The sequence below is a fragment of the Prosthecobacter sp. genome (assembly GCF_044222345.1).
Lineage (GTDB): Bacteria > Verrucomicrobiota > Verrucomicrobiia > Verrucomicrobiales > Verrucomicrobiaceae > Prosthecobacter.
Genome location: NZ_JBGANL010000002.1, coordinates 148,383 through 167,653 on the forward strand (window position 1 = coordinate 148,383; position 19,271 = coordinate 167,653).

Genomic DNA, 19,271 nt, shown 5'->3' on the forward strand with positions numbered 1-19,271 from the left:
TGATATGTGACGAAACTCCAGCTTGGCGTGGAGCGTTCTTTGTGAAAGTTTGACTGCTCCACCCTATGAAATCGAGTCTCGTCTGTTTGTTGGCCCTTGCCGCTGTGTCTTTGCAGGCGGCGGAGGATTTGTCGAAACCCATCGAAGCGCTGCGCGCCGTGGGGAAAGAGGGCCAGGGAAATGAGGCGGCGGGGAAGGCGTGGCAGGAAATTGTGAAGGCGGATGCTTCCACTCTACCGGAGGTGCTGAAGGGGATGAACGGGGCGAATCCGCTGGCAGAAAACTGGCTGCGTGCGGCGGTGGGGGTGATCGCGGATGAGGCGCTGAAGGCGAAGAAGCTGCCGGTGGAAGCGCTGGTGACTTTTTTGAAGGACACGAAAAACAGCCCCGGAGCGCGGGTGGTGGCGTTTGATCTGATCCACCGGGCGGATGAGAAACTGGCGGAGGAGCTGACGCCGACGCTGCTGGAGGATCCGAGCTCGGACCTGCGGCGGCATCCGGTGGCAAAGCTGATCGCTGCGGGCGACGCGGCGCTGGAAAAGAAGGACAAGGACGCGGCGATCGTGGCCTATGGCAAGGGATTGGGCGGAGCACGAGATGAGGACCAGATCAAGGCGCTGGCCAAGAAGCTGCGCGCCCTGGACCAGAAGGTGGACCTGCCGAAGCATTTTGGATTTTTGATGAGCTGGAAGATGATCGCGCCATTCAGCAATGCGGATCGCGCAGGGTTCGACACGGTGTATCCGCCGGAGAAGGAGCTGAAATTTGATGCGGGCTACGAAGGGAAAACCAAGGAGGCGAAGTGGGTGGACTTCACCAGCGCCGATGAGTACGGCAAGATCGACTTCAACAAGCCTTTCGGGATGGAGAAGAGCGTGGTGGGGTATGCGGCGACGGATTTCTTCAGCACGGAAGACCGCCCGGCGGAGATCCGCATTGGCTGCAAGAACGGCTGGAAGGTGTGGCTGAACGGTGAGCTGCTCTTTGCCCGTGATGAGTACCACCGCGGTGCCAAGCTGGACCAGTACAAGCTGCCGTGCCAGCTCAAGAAAGGGAAGAACACGATCCTGGTGAAGTGCTGCCAGAATGAGCAGACGGAGCAGTGGACGGTGGAGTGGGAATTCCAGCTGCGTGTGTGTGATGCGACAGGGACGGCGATCCTGGCGGCGAAGTGATTTTTAACCTGATGACGACCATGAAAACGATTTCGATGTGTTTGATGATGTGCCTGGCAACGGGCGTGGTGCGTGCGGACTGGCTGCAGTTTCGCGGGCCGAATGCGACGGCGGTTTCCACGGAGGCGAAGGTGCCGGGGGATGATTTGAAAATTTCATGGTCGGCGGATCTGCCGGGACGTGGGCTTTCAGCACCGATCGTGGTGGGAGACCGTGTGTTTGTGACGTGCTCAAGCGGGCCGGGGCAGGAGACGCTGCATGTGTTTTGCTTCAATGCGGCGGATGGCACGAAGCGCTGGGAGCGTGCGATGCGCACGACGGGGCGCACGATGACGCACAACAAGACCTGCGTGGCGGCGAACACGCCGTGCAGCGACGGGGAGCGGGTGTTTGCGCTGTTTTCGTCGAACGACCTGTTTGCCTTTGATCTCGATGGAAACCTGCTGTGGCTGCGCGGGCTGACGTTTGACTACCCGAATGCGAGCAACAGCCTGGGGATGTCGCAGAGTCCGGTGGTGATGGACGGGACGCTGGTGGTGCAGAGCGAGAATGACAGCGAGTCCTTTGTGGCGGGGCTGGATGTGGCCACAGGGCGCAACAAGTGGAAGCTGGAACGCCCGAAGGCGGCGAACTGGACGAGCGCGACGCTGTGGAAGAACGCGGTGGCGCTGCAGTCGAGCAAGGGCATCCTGGCGGTGGAACCGGCGACGGGAAAGACGGTGTGGGATTACAGCGACGGGGCGAGCACGATCCCTTCGAGCGTGGGCGCGGGTGAGACGCTGTATGCGGTTTCGCACGGGATCACGGCGCTGGCGCCGGAGAAAGGCGCGGTGACACAGCTGTGGCGCAATGAGAAGCTGAATCCGGGAACGGCGAGCCCGCTGGTGCTGGGGGACTCGATCTATGTGGTGAATGGGGCGGGCGTGCTGATCAAGGCGAGCATCAAGAATGGCGATGAAGCGTGGAAGCTGCGCATGAAGGGGCCTTTCAGCGGATCGCCGGTGGCGGCGGGCAAACGGATCTACATCGTGAATGAGCGGGGCATTTTCCAGGTGATTGATCCGGAAGCGCCTGAAGGGAAGGTGCTGAAGGAGATTGAACTGAAGGAAACCGTGCTGACGACGCCTGCGGTTTCTGGTGGGGCGATCTACGTGCGCAGTGACGCGAAACTTTGGAAGCTGCAATAATGGCGACCACGGAGGAGCCTGCAGCAGAGCCTGAAGAGCTGGATGCCGCCATCACGAGCGAGGTGGAGCAGGAGACCACGCGTGCGCTGGGAAAGGAAACGCGCCAGGTGCTGATGGCGGTGCTGCTGGTGGCTGCCTTCATGGCACTGGCGCATTTCACCGGCCTGAAGGGATGGATCACCAATGTGCAGACCTGGAAGGAAATGGTGCGCCAATTTGGCTGGGGGGCGCATGCGATCTTCCTGGCGGCCTGCGCGGGGACGGTGATGCTGGGCGTGCCGCGCCTGCCGCTGTGTGCCGCCGCCGGGCTGGTGTTTGGCTTTGGTGAGGGGCTGGTGCTCTCGCTGGTCGGATCGACCCTGGGGTCTTATGGAGCCTTTGTCCTATCACGTCATGGGTTCCGACGAGCAGTGGAATCGCGGGCGGAAAAATGGCCGTGGCTCAAGAACTTGCTGAAAAAGCCGTCTGTCTTGCGGGTGTTCTGGGTGCGGCAGCTCATGGTGCCCGGCCTGGTTTTGAACGTGCTGCTGGGCATGACGCCGGTGAAGCACACGCGTTTTCTGCTGGGCACGCTGCTGGGCTATCTGCCGCTGAATGTGGCATTCAGTCTGGTGGGCAGCGGACTGGGCAAAGGCAGCCTGGCGACAACGCTCACACAACTCCTCGCAGCCATGGCGGTGATCAACATTGCCGCGTGGCTGGTGTATCGAGTGATGAAGAAGCAGAAGACGAACGGCTGAGGCAGGCTCAATGCATGGCGTGCCAGGTCAGGGTGTGATGTTGAGCATCCTCAGCGTCGGCCTGCAGCGCCGATGCCGCGACAGCACCGCAGCCGATGAGCACAGCGACGGGGAAGATGACGATGAGCATTGGCAGCAGCATGATAAAGGCGAGCGGGCCGAGCACGAGGCTCAGTGAGATGGTTTCCCAGCCGAACTGCTTCAGGTGAAGCCCGACGGGAGGAGTGCCATGCTGGCCGCTCCCCACAAAAATGTGCTCCTGACGGAGCCAGACGAGCAGAGGACGCAGGGCCTGGCGGAAGGGCCGGAGGAAGGTGGCCTTCATGCGTCGGAACTGCCAGACGCGGTGGAGATTGCGGGTGACGAAACGCGCTTCGGCGTTGTGCGCGGTGGCGGCTTGCTGAAACGAGGCCGCCTGTCCTCGTTGAGGTGCAGGGATCGTGTTCATATGGGTGGGATGGTTTCCTATGATCTATAACGGATGACCCGCCCACAATCTTGACACAAACTCTTCAGGACTCAGCAGCCCCTGCCATGCATGGAGCATGCGCGGCATCCGGCGCAGAGGTCGCAACTGACCGTGTGCGGATTCTCCAGGCACTTGGGGCAATGGACGCAGAGCATGCAAAACGGACGCTGCGTGCTGGTCACGCTGGAAGCGCAGGGAATTCTTTTGGCAGCACTGTCAGATGCAGAACACGCTCTCGACGAGCGTGTCCGGATGGGTTCCAAAACATCAGTTTTCATGAGTGCAGGGGGAAGCAGGCACACGGATCGAATGGAACCGAAAAACGCGCTATTGGCAGACCTGCCAATACGTAACTTTTTTTCACCCGCATTGCACATCGCATGCTCCTGCGCAAAATCCTGCATGCCAGTGAATGCCGGGATGAAGGAACAACCAGCCTTGTTGAAGTGGAGCGGAGGCGTGTACACCCTCCAGGGCCCCTGCTTCATCGGCCGTCGTTCGGACAACGACATTCCCATCAGCAATGTGCAGGCTTCACGACGCCACGCGGTGCTGATGAATTTGAATGACGACTGGTGGATCAATGACCTGGGCAGCCGCAATGGAGTCATTGTCAATGGCCTGCGCATCAGCTGCGCACGCCGGCTCAAGAACGGAGATGAAATCCGCATCGCCAATCAACGGCTCTTTTTCAGCAACTCGGCGCAGTCTGCACCACACCACAGCTCCATCATGGGCAAGACCACGGAGCTTGCGCCGCAGACGATGAGCGATGCGCCGCTTTCTTCGGCTGCATGCGAACTCCTGATTGTCACGGAACAGGGAGAAATCCTTGAAGGAGACAAGGCCGCCCACTGGTTCTTTGGCAAATCTTTGGAGCGCGCGCCCGGCGCCCCGCATTATTTTCTGCCTCCAACGGTGCGCCAATGGCTGCAGCAGCTTGCGGACGAAAATGAGAACATTTTTCCACCGCTGGAAATGGAGCAGGAGGGGCACCGCATCGTGCTCTCGCTGGCGCGGTGCAGGGACAATCGTTTCTATCTGCTGGGACGGGTGGAATCACTGCAGGTTTCCATCGAACGGCTGCAGAGCCTGGGCCTGACGGAGCGTGAGGCGGAAGTGATGCACTGGGTGTGCGAGGGCAAGAACAACCCTGAAATCGCGCAGATTCTCGATGTGACACTGCACACGGTGAACCGGCACAACGAGCACATTTTCAGAAAGCTGGCCGTGGACAACCGGCACAAGGCCATCAAGACCGTGAAAGAACGCCTGGGGGTGTGAAACGAATTTTTGTGATTCGTCCCACACCCACGGAAGCGGGCAAACGAGTTACTTCACCACCGGAGTCAGGACCATGTTGCGGTAGTCCACGTTGGTGTGATCGCCCTGGAGGTAGATGGGGCCGGGCTTGAATTCATCGCTGGTCATGGCACCGCCGGTGCAACCGAGCACGGGGGCGTTGTCGATGATGGTTTTGCCGTTGAGGATGACGGTGAGGTGGCGGTCAACCAGGGTGATGTCGAGAGTCTGCCATTCGCCGATGGGCTTTTCAGCGGCGACGCTTGGGGTGATGCGGCTGTAGAGAGCGCCCATGTGGTGGGAGTCGAGCGGCTGGCCAAAGCTTTCCATGACCTGCACTTCATAGATGCCGCGAAGGTAGATGCCGCTGTTGCTGCCTTCCTGCGTGCGCACTTCAGTCTTCAGATTGAAGTCTTCGAATTCTGCGTCAGTGCGCAGATTGCCGAAGTGCTTGTCCTTGGCCTTCACGACGCGGTTTTGCAGGATGCCATCGACGACGCTCCAGCCGTTGTCGACGCCTTCCTTGAGCAGGCGCCAGCCGGTGAGGTCTTTGCCGTTCAGGAGTTGGATGGGGGCGCCATATTTCACCTTGGAGAGATCAGGTGCTGCAGGCACGTCGGGGATGCGTTTGCCGGTGAAGTCGGCGGCTTTGCCGATCTCCTTGCCCTCCGCATTTTTCTTGGAGCTAGTCAGTTTCAAAACTTTGCCCTCAGCCTTTGCCGTGATCGTTTCGATGGCAGCGAGCTTGCCTTCCTTGTTCTTCTGCTCGCGGGTCACGATGAGGGTGTCGCCCTCGACCTTGGTGCTGGCAGTAGGCAGAACGCTGCCGCCGCCCCAGAGCACGCTGGAGCTAAGAGCACCATCTTTGGACTCCACGCCGAGCCAGCCTGCGCCGCCTCCAGGAATGGTGAGCGCCCAGCGGCCGATGAAAGGATTGTCAGCGGCGTTGAGGAGGGAGCCGAGACTGAACACGGCGGCGATGGAGAGGGGACGGAGCGAGAGACGCATAAGAGAGCGGGTTGGAGGATTGAGTTGGGCGTGAATTAACGGGATTATTTGCGCTGATCCTTCACACAGTCGGGATCGGCGGGTGTTGGGGTGCCGGTTTGATCGACCGGGTGATTGAACAGATACTGCCAGACGGCTTCGTGGATGAACTTGCCGTCCTTGTCCTTCACCGCCGCACCTCCGGGGACGACGGAGCTGTGGGCGCGTTTATCATCGCCCTTCACATCGGCATTCGTGATGAGACGGCGGGTGTTTTGGAAGGGTGGGGCGCTGATGTCCACATCCACGATGGGACCGAACTGATTGAGGCCCATCAGCTCCCAGGAGCGGCAGTAGTGATCAGCGGACCAGCCGCCATCGAGGACGTGGCTGAAGCCGAAGATGCGGTTGGCGGGTGTGGCGGAGGGGAGGGACTGCCAGGAGTCGTAGTTATCACGCGGGCCGCAGAAGCAGACGACGCGATCGACTTTTTGATGCTTGGCGAAACGTGCGGATGAGGTGGCGCCGTGGGAGGAGCCGGAGACGATAACTTTGTCCCAGCGGAGACCTTTGCCGTCTTCGGTGATGAACTGCTCCCATTTTCCTGCGGGCTTTTCTTTGGCGAGCCATTTCACGAACTGGAAGGAGCGCTCCATCATGCCATCGGGCTGCGGGATGCTGACGAGGTCGCTGCTGTCTTCGCCGGTGGTGGCTTCGAGGCGGACGTCTCCGAGGACTTTGCCGCTGTCGCGTTTGTCCGCAGGGATGATGCCGAACCACTTGTTGGCGTAATGCGGCTGGATGGCGTGAAGGCCGTAGCTGTTGAGGCGCTCGAAGAGCTGGGCGTTGTGGCCCATGAGCCAGATGACGAGCTTGCCCTGGAGCTTGACGCTGGTATCGACGCTGGCGTTTTGCAGGTCCTGCGGCTTGCCTTTTTTGTCGGTGAAGACGAAGTCGATTTCGGGGTGTTCTTTGGCGCGGGGGTCGATTTCGCTGGCGCGTTTGGAGATGGTTTCGGCGGCGTAAGTGAGGCTGGCGGAGAGGGCGAGGAGGCAGGTGAGGAGGTAGGTGAGGAGGTACTTCATGGAGTTAATTTCAACAAACGGTGAAAGCAGCATTATTTGGCAATACTCAAAATTTTCAGTTCATTTTGCATAGGGCCCAGGCCTCAATGATCTGATCAACTCTGAGAAGGTAATTCCCAGCTCAAAATCGCGATGATAATCCAAGGGAAAACGGCTCTCGCAAACAATCCAGCTTAACAAGCCGGTTTCACAGTCTAGGGCAATCACATTGCCAAAACTGTCAATTCCGATGGCTATAGAAGAGATCGGCAGAAAACCAACACTTACCTCAAGCTCCTCAAACAAACAGCGTAGCTGCGGGAGGTTTTTGGACAAAGAAAACAACTGGTGAATGGTGATTTGATTCCCGCCTGGGAGTTCGACTCTGCTGGAGAATGTGTCAGAAGTCGCTGCCGGGACACATCCGTTGTGCTCCAACAAGAAACCAGCGTAATCCAGAGGCAGGGAGAGGTTTGCAAACTCCTCAAACAACCGGATGTCAGCTAAACGACAGGGAGGTCCTGAAAGCTCGGTGGCAAGCGACATCAAAAAATGAAAGTGGTTTGAGCGAGTTTTTGAAATTCCCTGGCCCTGTTACGATTCAAAGCGGAGATCGGCGGAGTAGGAGCCGACGCTGCGGAGGGTGGCGCCGTCGGCGCGGGTTTGATTGAGGGCTTTCTGGACGCGGGGGTCGGCGGTGGAGCCTTCGATCTCGATGTAGAAGCGGTATTTATTTGGCTGGCCGCGGATGGGGCGGGATTCGAGGCGCTTCATGTTGATGCTGTTTTCGCTGAGCGGGGTGAGGAAGCGGCAGAGGCTGCCGGGGCGGTCGGGAAGCTCGACGATGAGGGCGGTGCGGTTGTGGTCGAGCGAGGGAGTGTTGGCGGTGTGGCCGATGAGGTAGAACTGCGTGATGTTTGGCACCTCGCCAGCGATGGGGAAGTGCAGGATTTGCAGGCCATGGCGCTCTGCGTTTTGGCGTGGGCCGATGGCGGCGGCTCCCGGAGTGGTGACGGCTTTTTCGGCGGCTTTCGCGGTACTGGGCTCCACCACGCGCTTCACCTCGGGGTAGTTGGCCTTGAGCCAGTCATCGCCATGATAAAAGGGCATGGCGTGGGAGTGGATGGAGGTGATGGGCTCCCCTGCCCTGCCGAGCAACGCGAGCTTCACATCCAGCGTGAGTTCTTCGAGGATGGACAAGGTGCTGCGGGTGTCCACCAGGCGGTCCACGGTGTCGATGATGAAACCGCCGGAGGAGTTTTCGATGGGTACGATGCCCAGTGCGTCCGGATTCGTGGCGAGAAACTCGAACACATCGCCCACGTTGTCGCGCAGGCTGACGGCGACGCCGGGGAAGCGCATCTGGGTGATGAGGTGCGAGAAGCTGCCTTCGGGGCCGAGGCAGGCGATGGTGGGCGGGGGAGGCGTCATGCGGGACGGTGCATGCTGCGGTGGTGGGGAGCGATGGTCAAGCTGAGTCGTTGGAGGAGAGGGGGGGAGATGGAGCGGCATCTGATTGAAAGGACAAAAAGGACAAAAAGGACGGAAGGGACTGAAGGGACGCTGAAGTTTGAGGACTGTGGGAGCGTGAACAGTGAGGCGTGGGTGCTGGGCTCAGCTTGCGGAGCGAGATGGCTACTTTATTTCAGTGCCAGAGCGCGTTGATTGGGGGCATGCGACGTCGCTGGAAAATCCTTGTCATCTCTTTGCTTGTCTCGGTGGCAGGCGGGTGGTGGGGGGTGCCGTGGCTGGTGGGGCTGCCGGAGGGGCTGACGAAGGCGCCGGCTTCATCGACCCTGTATCTGGCGCGGGACGGGACGCCGCTGCGGCATTTGCTGGATGAGAAGGGAACGAGGTCGGCACCGCCAGTGAGGTATGCGGAGATGCCGCAGGCGCTGGCACATGCGCTGCTGGCGGCGGAGGACAAGCGCTTCTTTTCGCATGGGGGCATCGATCTGCTGGCGGTGATGCGGGCGGCGTGGGACAATGTGAGCAGCGGGAGGATTGTTTCGGGGGCTTCGACGATTCATCAGCAGCTGATCAAGAACACGACCCCGCAGTCTGGGAAACGGACGCTGTGGGTGAAGGTGGTGGAGGCGCTGCGTGCGCGGCGGCTGGCGATGTGCTGGAGCCGTGAGGAGGTGCTGGCGGCGTATGCGAACCGGGTTTCGTTTGGCAATCTCATGACGGGGGCTGCGACGGCGGCCTCGGGTTATTTTCACAAGCCGCTGGGGGATCTGACGCCAGCGGAGTGCGCGCTGCTGGCGGCGCTGCCGCAGTCTCCGGCAAGGCTGAATCCGTTTCGGAATCTGGAAGGCGTGCTGCCGAGGCAGCGGCGGATTCTGGACAAGATGCATAAGCTGCACTGGCTGAGCGATGAGGAGCATCGGGTGGCCTTGGACCAGAAGATTGTGCTGCAGCGGTTCAGCGGTGGATTTGAGGCACCGCATGCGATTGAGATGCTGCGGGGTGAGGTAGCGGACGCGACGGTCCGCACGACGCTGGATGCGACGCTGCAGCAGCAGGTGGAGACGATCATGGCGCAGAGGCTGGAGTCGCTGAAGGGGCGACATGTGACGCATGCGGCGGTGGTGGTGATCGAGAATGCGACGGGTGAAGTGCTGGCGCTGGCAGGATCGCGGGATTTTTTTGCGCAGGATGGTGGGCAGCTCAACGGGGCCTGGGCCGCGCATTCGCCGGGATCGGCGATGAAGCCGTTTACCTATGCGCTCGCTTTCGAACGTGGGGCGACGCCGGCGAGCATTGTGGAGGATCTACCGGTGGAGTTTGCCACGGCTTCGGGGACGTACAGGCCGGAGAATTTTTCGCTGCGGAGCTATGGGCCGATGACGTACAGGTATGCGCTGGGGAACTCGCTGAACATTTCGGCGGTGCGGGTGCTGGATTCGATCGGCGGTGCGGAGACGTTGCTGCCGAAGCTGCGGGAGCTTGGCATGAGCACGCTGAACGAAGACGCGGCGCACTACGGGCTGGGGCTGACGATTGGGAATGCCTCGGTGCGGCTGGTGGAGCTGGCCAACGCGTATGCATGTCTGGCACGGCTGGGGAGGTATCAGCGATGGACGCTGAGGCAGGAGGATGAGGGTGCTGCGGAGGAGCGGAGGGTATTGGGGAAGAACGAGAGCTGGCTGATCGCTGATATTTTGAGTGACAATCAGGCACGGGAGATGGCGTTTGGCGGATGGTCGGTGCTGAGGCTGCCGTTCAGGTGTGCTGTGAAGACGGGGACGAGCTCGACCTTTCGAGACAACTGGACGCTCGGTTATACGCCAGAGTTTACGGTGGGGGTGTGGGTGGGGAATTTCGACAACACGCCGATGCAGGATGTGAGCGGTGTGACGGGTGCGGGGCCGATCTTCAAGGATGTGATGCTGCACCTGCATGAGAAACATCCGGCGACGTGGTTTGCGACGCCGAAGGGCATTGTGCGTGCACGAATCGACCCGCGCACGGGCAAACGCCTGTCGCCGCAGACGCCGCCGGCGCGGGTGAGCCGGGAAGAGTTTTTCATCGGGGGCAAACTTCCCGCAGCGGCGCAGGCGGGGGATTATGATGCGAAGGGACGGGCGATTCTGCCGCGCGAGTATGCGGAGTGGATCGGCAGCAGCGGGAACTGGCTGGGGGATCTGGTGACGACGGCGGAGACGGAGGCGAGGCCGGTGCTGAGGATCACAAATCCGATTCCGGGGACAGTGGTGATTTTGGACCCGGATATTCGGAACCATGGAAACCGGCTGCTGCTGCAGGCGGCAGGTGGTGAGAAGGTGAAGTGGAGCTGTGAGACGCTGGAACTGCGCAGCGAGGGAGCGCATACGTTTGCGATTCTGAAGCCGGGGAGGCATGAGATCGAGGCGAGGGAGGAAGCGGGTGGGCTGAGGGCGAGGACGTTTGTGATTGTGAGGGAGGAGTGAGGCAGCACCGGGGAAGATGCGAGAGAGAGGCATGTGAGCATGTGAGATCCAGGGGCCGATGGGTGAATGAACGCTTCTCGCATACCTCCGGCATGCGACCTTGGTCTTGAATACGACGTGCGCGTGGTCCGGTGGTTCTCGCTCGCCAAGCCTCGCTTCACCACCGGCTAATTTCTTTGCTCCCTCCGGGAGCGCTATTCTGCCAACCGCTCGCGATATACTTTTCGGGCGTGGTCGTAGGCTGCGACGGCATCGGCATGCTCCCTGGGATCAATGAGTGCTTCTTTCTGGGACCAGCATTGATCGACGCATTTGAGGCACCATTCGAGGCTGCGTTTTTCGCGGATGGGTTTGTCGGCGACGATGACGAAGATGGGATTGGTGTGGGAGCTGGCGCGGATGCGGAGGGCGACCCAGCAGCTTTTTGCAACGGGCACGTCGAAGGTCATCTCGCGGGTGGTGCCGTCGGCGAGGATGTTTTTGCGCGCAACGGAGACGCCATTGACGATGACTTCGACGGGGACTTCATGTGAAGCACCCTCGCGGGCACGCTCGAGATCCCAGAAGGGTTTTTGATCGACGGGCGCGGATTGAATCTCGGGATGCAGATCGTCATCCAGACGTGCGGCGACTTTGGCGCTTAGCCTGATGGTGGCGGGCCTGGCGAGTTTCAATTCACTGCCGTTCAGGCCGAGCTCCTGATCGCTGGCCTTGAAGTCCATGAGGTGGCTCTTGCCATCGCTGACGTAGGCACGTCCGGCGCGGATGCCTTCGCACCAAGCATCGTAGCTGAGGCGGCCGTCGAGCTTCACGTAAGCGCGGCCGAGGCCGACGCGCTCGCCGTAGATGCAGGGAAAATCGGTCTCGCCGCTGATGCGGGTGCGGAAGCCGGCGTTGAGGGTGTGGTACCAGATGTTGAGCTCCCAGGTATGCGGGGTGTCCACGGTGGAGAGGAAATCGACGGCAGGGACGAGTTTGCCGTCGGGACCATCCACCAGATGCGTGACATCGACGATGTATTCGTTGGCACCGATGCCGTTGAAGGGAGGGATGATGAAGTTGGGGAGTTCGTCGGTGGCGCTGGGGATGCCGAGCTTGTAATTTTGTTTTCTGGCGGGGTCGTTTTCGGCGAGGGGTTGCAGGCCCCAGCCGCTGTGGGCGGGGCCGCAGAGGGCGCCCTGCTTTTTGGCCCACTTCAAAGTATTGAGGCAAAGGGTGGGCCAGTGGGCGGTGCTGTCGCCGCCGGGGTACATCTGCTCCTTGAGCTTGAGCAGGCATAGGTGGCCGCTTTTGTGAGAACCGAAGCCGCTGACCTCGACATCGTAGCGCAGGAGAAAGGGGAAGCGGGATTCCTTGTCCTCCTTGCCAGTGAAGAACTGTTTTTGGTAATCGAAGCAGGGTCCCCAGGTGAGGTTCGCGCCGATTTTCAAATCCTCGCCCATGCAGTGCCGCGCCATATCGGACGCATGGACGCCCATGGACGGCACGGAGTAATGGGCGCAGCCGGCGGCGTGGATGTGGTGATCGCCACTCCACCAGCCGAGCTTGCTGGGATCAATCCAGCGTTTGACCTGAAACTTCAGAGTCATGCTCTTGCCCGCGATCTTTGCCTTGCGCCGCTCCGGCACGGACTCGGGCCCGCGACGGAAGGTGATGTCGTAGTCGCCATCGGGGAGTTTCAGGACTTCGCCATCGCCGCGATAGATCTGCGGGTGGAAGAAGAAATCCGGGGCGATGCGCTTGATCTGGCTGGGATAGATGCGTCCGGCGTGGTCCTTGATGAGGAGTTCGGCGATGCAGGGCCTGCCGTTTTCATCCAGAATGTTCAGCGCCACTTCGCGTGCGGGCTGGCAGTCAAAGAGGACGCTGGTTTCCGCGCGAAAGCCGAGGTCCTGCGTGCCCTGGCCGGTGTCGAAACTGAAGGTGGCTTCGCGTTTGCCCGCCTCGCTGGCGTAGAGCTGGATGATGCGGTATTCGACACCGAGCCCGCTGAGCGTGGGCTGCAAGGGTGGGGCCTCATACATCTGCAAATCGAGCCAGCGTGCGGCGAGTGGCGGCGGTCCGGGATCGCGGGGCTGAGCATTGGGCGCCACGGGAGGGGAGCCTTTGACATAGACTTCTTTGGCCTGCGGGCTGGAGGCGGCGAGGCGAGCGGTGGCACCGGCTTCGTTGTCGACGCGGACGAGGTACTGGCGCCAGCCGGATTCATCGAGGATGGGTTTGACGGAGCCACGCTCGACTTTGACGCGTTGCTCGGGAGTGATGGTGACGTGGAAGAGGGTGTGGGTGTCGAGGATGGTTTGGGCTTTGGTGACGGAAGCGGGATCGTGGGCCTGAATGCAGGCATGGAGGGTGACGAGTTCCGCGGGGGTGAAGGGGGAGCCGAGGTAGGTGGTGGCGTCGATGAGGCGCTGAGCAGCCGCAAAGAAGGGCTGGGGCGGGACTTCGGCGGCGGAGGCGCAACAACAGGCCGCGAGAAATAACAGCGATGTTTTCATGGGAGATGAAACGTTCGCAAACGATGCGGGCTTCCAAAGGCGAGCCCGGGGGGCTGCACGGAGGGGATGGAGGAATGTTTTTCTTGGGCCGTTCGAAAGCGGCGCTGAAGCGCCTCACTTCGGGGGCGCTGGCGCAACTTTTTACACCACGACCAGCACGATGGCGCTCATCATGAGGAGGGCGCCGGCCAGACGCCAGCGCATGACGGTGGGGCCGAGGTGCTGTTCGGCGTTCATGAACCAGTGACCGATCATCCAGACGAGGGCCACGCTGAGGAGGCCGCGGGAGGCGTAGACGATGTTGGCCGAGGTGGCCTTGCCAAAGACGGCGAGGGTGCTGACGAAAATGATGCTCTGGGTGCCGAGCAGGGCCGCCCCGCCAACGAGCCATGGCCAAGCCTGGATGCGAATGGCGCTCAGGGGAGCGGAAAACCGGAAGATGAGGCCGAAGGAGAGCAGGGCATTGATCCAAAAAATGCAGGGCAGCAGGCGACCGACGCCCCAATAGGGGCCCCATTTTTGCACAAGCACATCAAAGATGGCGAAGGCCACCGCACCGATGCCCCCCGCGACGAAGGTGATGAGCAGATGACGCGGCGGCTGGCCGGCATCCTTGCGGTTGAGGAAGGTGATGCCCAGGACGCTGAGAAAGGCGGCGATCCAGAGCTTCACCCCCACGGCCTCGCCAATGAGCAGCGGGGTGAAGAAGGCGACGAGGATGACTTTCAGCCCAAAAACGGGCACGGCGACGGACACATCCCCCTTTTCCAGCGCCAGAAACTGGGCGAGCTGGCCGATGAAGAGGCACATGGCGATGACGCCGGGCTGCCACAGGTCGACTATTTCCACCGGAGGACCGCCGAGGAGCCAGAGAAAGGAAAAGAGGCCGGCGACAATCAAATTTGCGACAAAGGTGGTACGCCAGAGGCCGACGCCGAGGTCGCTGGAGCGTTTCAGCACGAGCGCCCCAAAGGCATACAGGAGGGCGGCGATGAGCGGGAAAAGCGTGGTGGCGAAGTCTGGGGACACCCGCGCCATTAACACGCGCAGGCAGGGTAGCAAGCGCGAGGAATTTCATCCTCTTAAGCAGCCACTTGCCACGCGCAGAGTGCTCGCTAAGCAGAGAATCCCCCATTTTCCTTTTCCCCCATGAGCGCCACTTTTCCTGAACAATCCGTCGCCGTCCTTTTCAGTGGTGGTGACGCGCCCGGCATGAATGCATTTCTGCGTGCCATAGTGCGACTGGGCCTGAACCGTGAAAAGATCGCGGTGCTCGGCATCCGAGACGGCTACCGAGGCCTCGTCCGCACCGCACGTGCTGTGAATGACGATGCTGAAGCTTTGGTACGCCTGAAAAAAGACATCGCCACCCATACGGGCCGGGCGGGCCTGATCTCCGAACAATTGCACGTCATCCAGATGGACCATGCGAGCGTGAGCGGCATCATGGGCAAAGGCGGCACGATTCTGGGCTCCGCACGCTGCCTGGAATTCCACGAGAAGAAGGTGCGTGACAGTGTCATCAAGCTCCTCAAGGACCTCAATGTGCGTGCGCTGGTCGTCGTGGGCGGAGATGGCTCGCTCACGGGTGCCCGTCTGCTGGCGCAGGAAAGCGACCTGCGCGTGATCGGCATTCCGGCGACGATTGACAACGATCTTCAATTTACTGACATGGCGCTGGGAGTTGATACGGCGGTCAACACGCTCGTCTGGGCGGTGGATCACTTCATTGACACGGCACGCAGCCACCGCCGGGTGATGGTGCTGGAGACAATGGGCCGTGCGAGCGGCGATCTGGCGCGGATGGCCGGCCTGGCTTCCGGTGCGGAGATGATCGTCACCCCGGAGTCGGGAGCGCTGAACGAGGAGGCGATGAAGAAACTCGCGGCCAAGATCGAAGGTGCCATGACACGCGGACGCGGCCACGCCATCGTGCTGGTGGCGGAAGGCGTGGAGTTTGATCCGCCGCAGAAGCGCAACCGCGCCTATGTGCTGATGGATGCCTTTCAGCAGTATTTCCAGCGTGCCGGAGCCCCCTTCCCCGACCTGGAGGTGCGTCCTTCCGTGCTCGGCCACTTGCAGCGCGGTGGTCACACCACGCCGCAGGATTGCATCCTTGCCGCACGCTTTGCGGATTGCGCATGGACCAGCATTCAGCAGGCTGGCGGGGGCAGCGGCATCACCGTACTGCGCAAAAACGTCGTCGAGATCGTGCCTTACGGCGAGCCTGACATGCCGGAACGTGCGGCCTTCTCCCGTGAGATGGAGCGGCTGCATGATGATCTGAGTTCATGGTAGCCGCAGGAAGGTCAAGATGGGCCTGAGCGTAGCTTGGACCTACTTGGCAGGATTTCCATTTTTCACCCAGCGGTCCATCCATGCCACCGTCTTCTCCCACATCTCGGGGAGGTAGACGTGACCGACGCCGGGGTAGATCGTGTTTTCAAAATGGGTGGCGGAATCCTGACCATGCAGCGCATACACGCGGCTGACGATGGAGCCGATGTGGCGAACGCCGTCGGTGGGTGAGCCGCTGTCCTGGTCTCCGGTCATGAAGAGCATGGGGCGAGGGGCGGAGAGGGCGATGACGGCTTCGGTGTCGAAGTGTTTGAGCATGCCGGGGACGAAGTAGTAAATGCCGTGGGCTTTGAGCATGCCGGCGCGGATGAGTTCTTCATAGCGTGTCATGCAACCGACACAGACGGCGGCGCGGGGGCGGTCATCGAGCGCCATGATCCACCAGCTGCGCGTGGACCCCATGCTGATGCCGGTGACGCCGATGCGCTGAGCATCCACCTCGGGGCGCGAGCAGAGATAATCGAGCGCGGTGAGGTCATCGCGCAGCATCATGCCCCAGAGCGTGCGGCCGACCCAGAGGTTGAATTTGGCGGCGGTCATTTCGCCGCTGGAACCTTTCTGCTGGGGGCCGTCGGGGCTCTGGCCGTTGCGTTCGCCAAAGCATGGGGCGTCGATGCCGAGGACGACGTAACCGGCGGCAGCCAAGGCTGGGCCTGCGGCGACGGGGGTGGCGTTGGTTTGCAGCAGTTCCTGTTTGCCAATGTCATACTGGCCGCCGTGCCAGTGGCAGTAGAGGATGGCGGGGGCTTTGCTTTGGGGGGTGGCGGTCTTTGGCAGGAAGACGTAGCCTTTGACGATTTCGCCTGCGCCATTGTCGAACTGGAGGGTCTCCAGGGTGTAGGTGCCTTTGTCTTCGCGGGTGATGATTTGGAAGGCGGAGATGGGTGGGCGTGGAGGGAGGTCGCCGAGGAGTTCGTTCAGCTTGGTGCGGATCTCGATGCGCTGGCGCTGCCATGCGTCGAGGGAGGCTGACACCTGCAGAGGCGGGGCGATTTTTGTCTTTGCGAGCCAGGCATCGGCAGTGGCATTGGGTTCGGCAGCTTGCATGGAGGTGAGCAGGAAAGTGAGACAGACAGCGGTGGTGCGCATGCGCCGGTTCTATCAGGCCGGGAATTTTTGCGCAACATGGATGCAGTGCCTTCGTTCACAACGCCCCATGAAACACACCTCTCTTCTCACTCTGACTCTCGCACTGGCCGCATTCGCTGCACGTGCCGAGGACAAGCCACTGCTGGCCATTCCTGGCAAGGTCATCTATGAAAACAATCTCAGCTCGGGTGCTGGGGCTCCGTGGAAGGCGGCCAAGGGCAAGTGGGAACCGGTGGATGGTGTACTGCGCGGCTCCGAACTGGAGGCTGACAAACATGGTGCGGTGACGCGCCTGCCGAACAAGATGAAGGACTTCGTCATTGAGTATGAGTTCAAGTTTGCGGGAGCGAAGGCCACGAGCCTTTCGATCAATGCCGTCAAGGATCACATGGCACGCATCATGATCACGCCGAAGACGGTGACGGTGCAACGCGATGACAACGACCATGCAGGACCGGACAAGGCCGTGGTTTTCGCCCGATTCCCCACGGAGCTCGGTGAGGGCTGGCACAAGGTCCGCTTGGAAATGGTGGGGGACAAGATGCTGGGCAAGGTGGATGACCTCGTGGCCTGGGGTGCCAATGATCTTTTCCTGACTGAGAAAGCCAGCCCCGGATTCACGGTGAGCGGCCAGTCGGTGGATTTCCGCAACTTCTCACTGAAAGAGGCCACGCTGAATCCGGCGTGGGAAGAGGTGAAAGGCACCCTGCCGAAGCCCGGAGAAAAGGTGGCGGCTGCCGCCAAACCGGCAGGCAAAGGCAAAGGGAAGAAGAAGGCGGAGTGAGGCGGTGAATTGACTTTGCCATGCGTCCTCGTTAAAAATGGCGCATGGCATTTCCCATTCGTTCTCCTCGTGATCTGGTCGGCGGCATTGCCGTCTTTGGGCGCATCCTCGATAAAATCCGGCTCAACGCCAAGGAAGGCAAACTGCCCGACGGCTATCACCTGGGCTACCTGAGTGGGAGCCGCACCTTCGATGAGCGTGTGTGCAAGTTTCTCGGAGTGGACTTCAGTGAGCTTTCAGAGCGCACGCTGGCGGGTGGAACGGACGAAGAAATCCTGGAATGGTGCTGCCAGAACGGCAACCGGCCGACGGCGGAACAGATCGAAATCTGGAACGGCTTCATGCACAAGCGCGGCTGGCGCGATGCCGCCAGTGAAGGACTTATCAAGCAACGGGCCGAGGCCGGTCTGGCTCATCGCGAAGACCTGGTAACGTTCTTTGACGTGATGGATGTCGAAGAAGGCCGTGCGCCCTGATCAGAACCCGCGTGGAGCCATGGAGTAGAGGCCGAGGGTGACGTCATAAGCGTCCAGCAGGGTCATGCGCTTCAGCTCATGGCCTGCACCCCAGGAGTCGGAGAAGAGCAGTTGGTTTTTGGCCAGATTGTAGCCAATGACCATGCGCATGTGGCCGCCGCTGACCTGCCCACCGTTTGGCAGGGGTGGATCTTCGGGCTTCTGACCCAGGAACAAACCCCAGAGCAGAGGCACACCTTTGTCGGTGTATTCCTTGACGATCGAGATGAATTCTTTCTCGGATACACGGCGCTTGCCCCGGTAGTAATACTGTTCGGGATTCACCAGCGGTTTGAAAGTCACATTGAAGGCGCCATCGATTTTGGCGAGGCTCCGCTGCATGGTGGTGATGTCGGCGCCGCTTCCCGCATCGATGCTGACGAGCTTGGCCATCTCATGCTGATCACAGGGGATGCGCATGTATTCAAACAGGCGCTGGCAGCTGGCGGCGACGCAGTAGCCTTTCTGCCCCTGATCCACCATGGGTACGCCCGAGATATAGACATCACCTGCAGCGGTCTTTTTGACGCGCTGGAGCAGCTCCATACGCTGGACGCCGGTGGCCATCTTGCCCATGCTCCAGTCGGCCTGATTGGGTGCGGCGAGTTTCAGGCGCAGGAACTCGGGCTTCGTCACTTTGCCGGGGGTGTTGTATTCGTTGTACTCGAGCAGGGCGATGCCGCTGGGCGAAGTCCAGTTCCAGCCGGTGACGGGCAGTGCGGCATTGGAGGACAGTATCTGACGCTTGGGAGCAACCTTCATCACCTGGCCAAGGTTTTGACCGATCAGCTTGAAAATGCGGTCGAATTCCGTCGTGGTGATATCGCCCGAGTCCCCGCGATTGTAGAAGGAGATCGTGGCGCGTGCGGCCTTGCCGTTCACGAACTCCAGAATGGCCTCCTCCACTTTGATGGAACCGCCAAACATGGTCAGGGTGGTCTCCGCGTTGCTGAACATGTGGCGGGAGAAGCGCGCGCGGTCCTTGGTGCTGCTGACCCATTCAAATTGTGGGGGCTTCGACTGCCGCTCCTGGTCTTGGAGTTTCAGCACGTAGTTCTTTTCCATGTCTGACGCACTCCATTTCCAGAGATCTGCGAAATTCAGCAATGCATCGAGATTGGCGGAGAGCTCGGGAAGCTTGCGCTCCTGCGCATGTGCCGGCATGGAAAGA

The 19,271-nt window shown here is 60.8% G+C and carries 17 protein-coding genes; 8 read left to right on the forward strand and 9 right to left on the reverse strand.

What is annotated here, in order from left to right; translation table 11 throughout:
• Positions 1 to 65: 65 nt before the first annotated feature.
• From ACILSL_RS02220 to ACILSL_RS02230, 3 genes are read left to right on the forward strand one after another with little or no spacing between them, the layout of a single operon-like run.
• The gene (locus ACILSL_RS02220; RefSeq protein WP_395730364.1) at positions 66 to 1,175 is read left to right on the forward strand and encodes a hypothetical protein; all 1,110 of its coding nucleotides are present in this window, start codon (positions 66 to 68) and stop codon (positions 1,173 to 1,175) included.
• Positions 1,176 to 1,195: 20 nt separating this feature from the next.
• Entirely contained in the window at positions 1,196 to 2,362 is a 1,167-nt protein-coding gene (locus ACILSL_RS02225) for a PQQ-binding-like beta-propeller repeat protein (RefSeq protein WP_395730365.1), read from the forward strand.
• Positions 2,362 to 3,102 (forward strand): TVP38/TMEM64 family protein, encoded by a 741-nt coding sequence (locus ACILSL_RS02230; protein WP_395730366.1) that lies wholly within the window; start codon positions 2,362 to 2,364, stop codon positions 3,100 to 3,102. Before ACILSL_RS02225 ends, ACILSL_RS02230 begins: the two co-directional genes overlap by 1 nt.
• Before the next feature lie 7 nt (positions 3,103 to 3,109).
• Here ACILSL_RS02230 and ACILSL_RS02235 read toward each other — a convergent pair whose 3' ends face one another.
• Entirely contained in the window at positions 3,110 to 3,550 is a 441-nt protein-coding gene (locus tag ACILSL_RS02235; protein ID WP_395730367.1) for a hypothetical protein, read from the reverse strand.
• A gap of 423 nt (positions 3,551 to 3,973) precedes the next feature.
• On the opposite strand from ACILSL_RS02235, the gene ACILSL_RS02240 reads away from it, so the two are divergent.
• Positions 3,974 to 4,855: an FHA domain-containing protein gene (locus ACILSL_RS02240; RefSeq protein WP_395730368.1), complete on the forward strand. Its 882-nt coding sequence runs from the start codon at positions 3,974 to 3,976 to the stop codon at positions 4,853 to 4,855.
• Between the two features lie 48 nt (positions 4,856 to 4,903).
• On the opposite strand, the gene ACILSL_RS02245 is transcribed toward ACILSL_RS02240, so the two are convergent.
• Genes ACILSL_RS02245 through ACILSL_RS02260 form a run of 4 tightly spaced genes read right to left on the reverse strand, consistent with a single transcriptional unit; the run spans position 4,904 to position 8,355 of the window.
• Positions 4,904 to 5,881, reverse strand: coding sequence for a DUF1080 domain-containing protein (locus ACILSL_RS02245; RefSeq protein WP_395730369.1), 978 nt, complete (start codon positions 5,879 to 5,881; stop codon positions 4,904 to 4,906).
• A 44-nt stretch (positions 5,882 to 5,925) separates the two neighbouring features.
• Complete coding sequence (locus ACILSL_RS02250) at positions 5,926 to 6,945, reverse strand: BPSS1187 family protein (RefSeq protein ID WP_395730370.1); 1,020 nt, start codon at positions 6,943 to 6,945, stop codon at positions 5,926 to 5,928.
• A gap of 60 nt (positions 6,946 to 7,005) precedes the next feature.
• The gene (locus ACILSL_RS02255) at positions 7,006 to 7,470 is read right to left on the reverse strand and encodes an SMI1/KNR4 family protein (protein WP_395730371.1); all 465 of its coding nucleotides are present in this window, start codon (positions 7,468 to 7,470) and stop codon (positions 7,006 to 7,008) included.
• Positions 7,471 to 7,518: 48 nt separating this feature from the next.
• Positions 7,519 to 8,355 carry a prephenate dehydratase gene (locus tag ACILSL_RS02260; RefSeq protein WP_395730372.1) on the reverse strand — a complete coding sequence of 279 codons (837 nt, stop codon included), beginning with the start codon at positions 8,353 to 8,355 and terminating at the stop codon, positions 7,519 to 7,521.
• A 242-nt stretch (positions 8,356 to 8,597) separates the two neighbouring features.
• Between ACILSL_RS02260 and pbpC the strand changes: the two genes are divergently transcribed.
• Positions 8,598 to 10,856, forward strand: a complete 2,259-nt coding sequence (pbpC, locus tag ACILSL_RS02265; protein ID WP_395730373.1) for a penicillin-binding protein 1C — start codon at positions 8,598 to 8,600, stop codon at positions 10,854 to 10,856.
• Between the two features lie 194 nt (positions 10,857 to 11,050).
• Here the strand turns inward: pbpC and ACILSL_RS02270 are convergent, their stop codons facing one another.
• Positions 11,051 to 13,354, reverse strand: coding sequence for a CehA/McbA family metallohydrolase (locus ACILSL_RS02270; protein ID WP_395730374.1), 2,304 nt, complete (start codon positions 13,352 to 13,354; stop codon positions 11,051 to 11,053).
• Between the two features lie 141 nt (positions 13,355 to 13,495).
• A complete protein-coding gene (locus ACILSL_RS02275) occupies positions 13,496 to 14,383 on the reverse strand; it encodes an EamA family transporter (protein ID WP_395730375.1) in 888 nt (295 codons plus the stop codon).
• A 120-nt stretch (positions 14,384 to 14,503) separates the two neighbouring features.
• On the opposite strand from ACILSL_RS02275, the gene ACILSL_RS02280 reads away from it, so the two are divergent.
• Positions 14,504 to 15,652 (forward strand): 6-phosphofructokinase, encoded by a 1,149-nt coding sequence (locus ACILSL_RS02280; RefSeq protein ID WP_395730376.1) that lies wholly within the window; start codon positions 14,504 to 14,506, stop codon positions 15,650 to 15,652.
• 39 nt (positions 15,653 to 15,691) lie between these two features.
• On the opposite strand, the gene ACILSL_RS02285 is transcribed toward ACILSL_RS02280, so the two are convergent.
• Positions 15,692 to 16,801, reverse strand: coding sequence for an alpha/beta hydrolase (locus tag ACILSL_RS02285; RefSeq protein WP_395730377.1), 1,110 nt, complete (start codon positions 16,799 to 16,801; stop codon positions 15,692 to 15,694).
• 67 nt (positions 16,802 to 16,868) lie between these two features.
• On the opposite strand from ACILSL_RS02285, the gene ACILSL_RS02290 reads away from it, so the two are divergent.
• Entirely contained in the window at positions 16,869 to 17,585 is a 717-nt protein-coding gene (locus ACILSL_RS02290; RefSeq protein ID WP_395730378.1) for a hypothetical protein, read from the forward strand.
• Between the two features lie 44 nt (positions 17,586 to 17,629).
• Positions 17,630 to 18,061, forward strand: coding sequence for a DUF5069 domain-containing protein (locus ACILSL_RS02295; protein ID WP_395730379.1), 432 nt, complete (start codon positions 17,630 to 17,632; stop codon positions 18,059 to 18,061).
• Here the strand turns inward: ACILSL_RS02295 and ACILSL_RS02300 are convergent, their stop codons facing one another.
• Positions 18,062 to 19,264 (reverse strand): C39 family peptidase, encoded by a 1,203-nt coding sequence (locus tag ACILSL_RS02300; protein WP_395730380.1) that lies wholly within the window; start codon positions 19,262 to 19,264, stop codon positions 18,062 to 18,064.
• Positions 19,265 to 19,271: the final 7 nt, after the last annotated feature.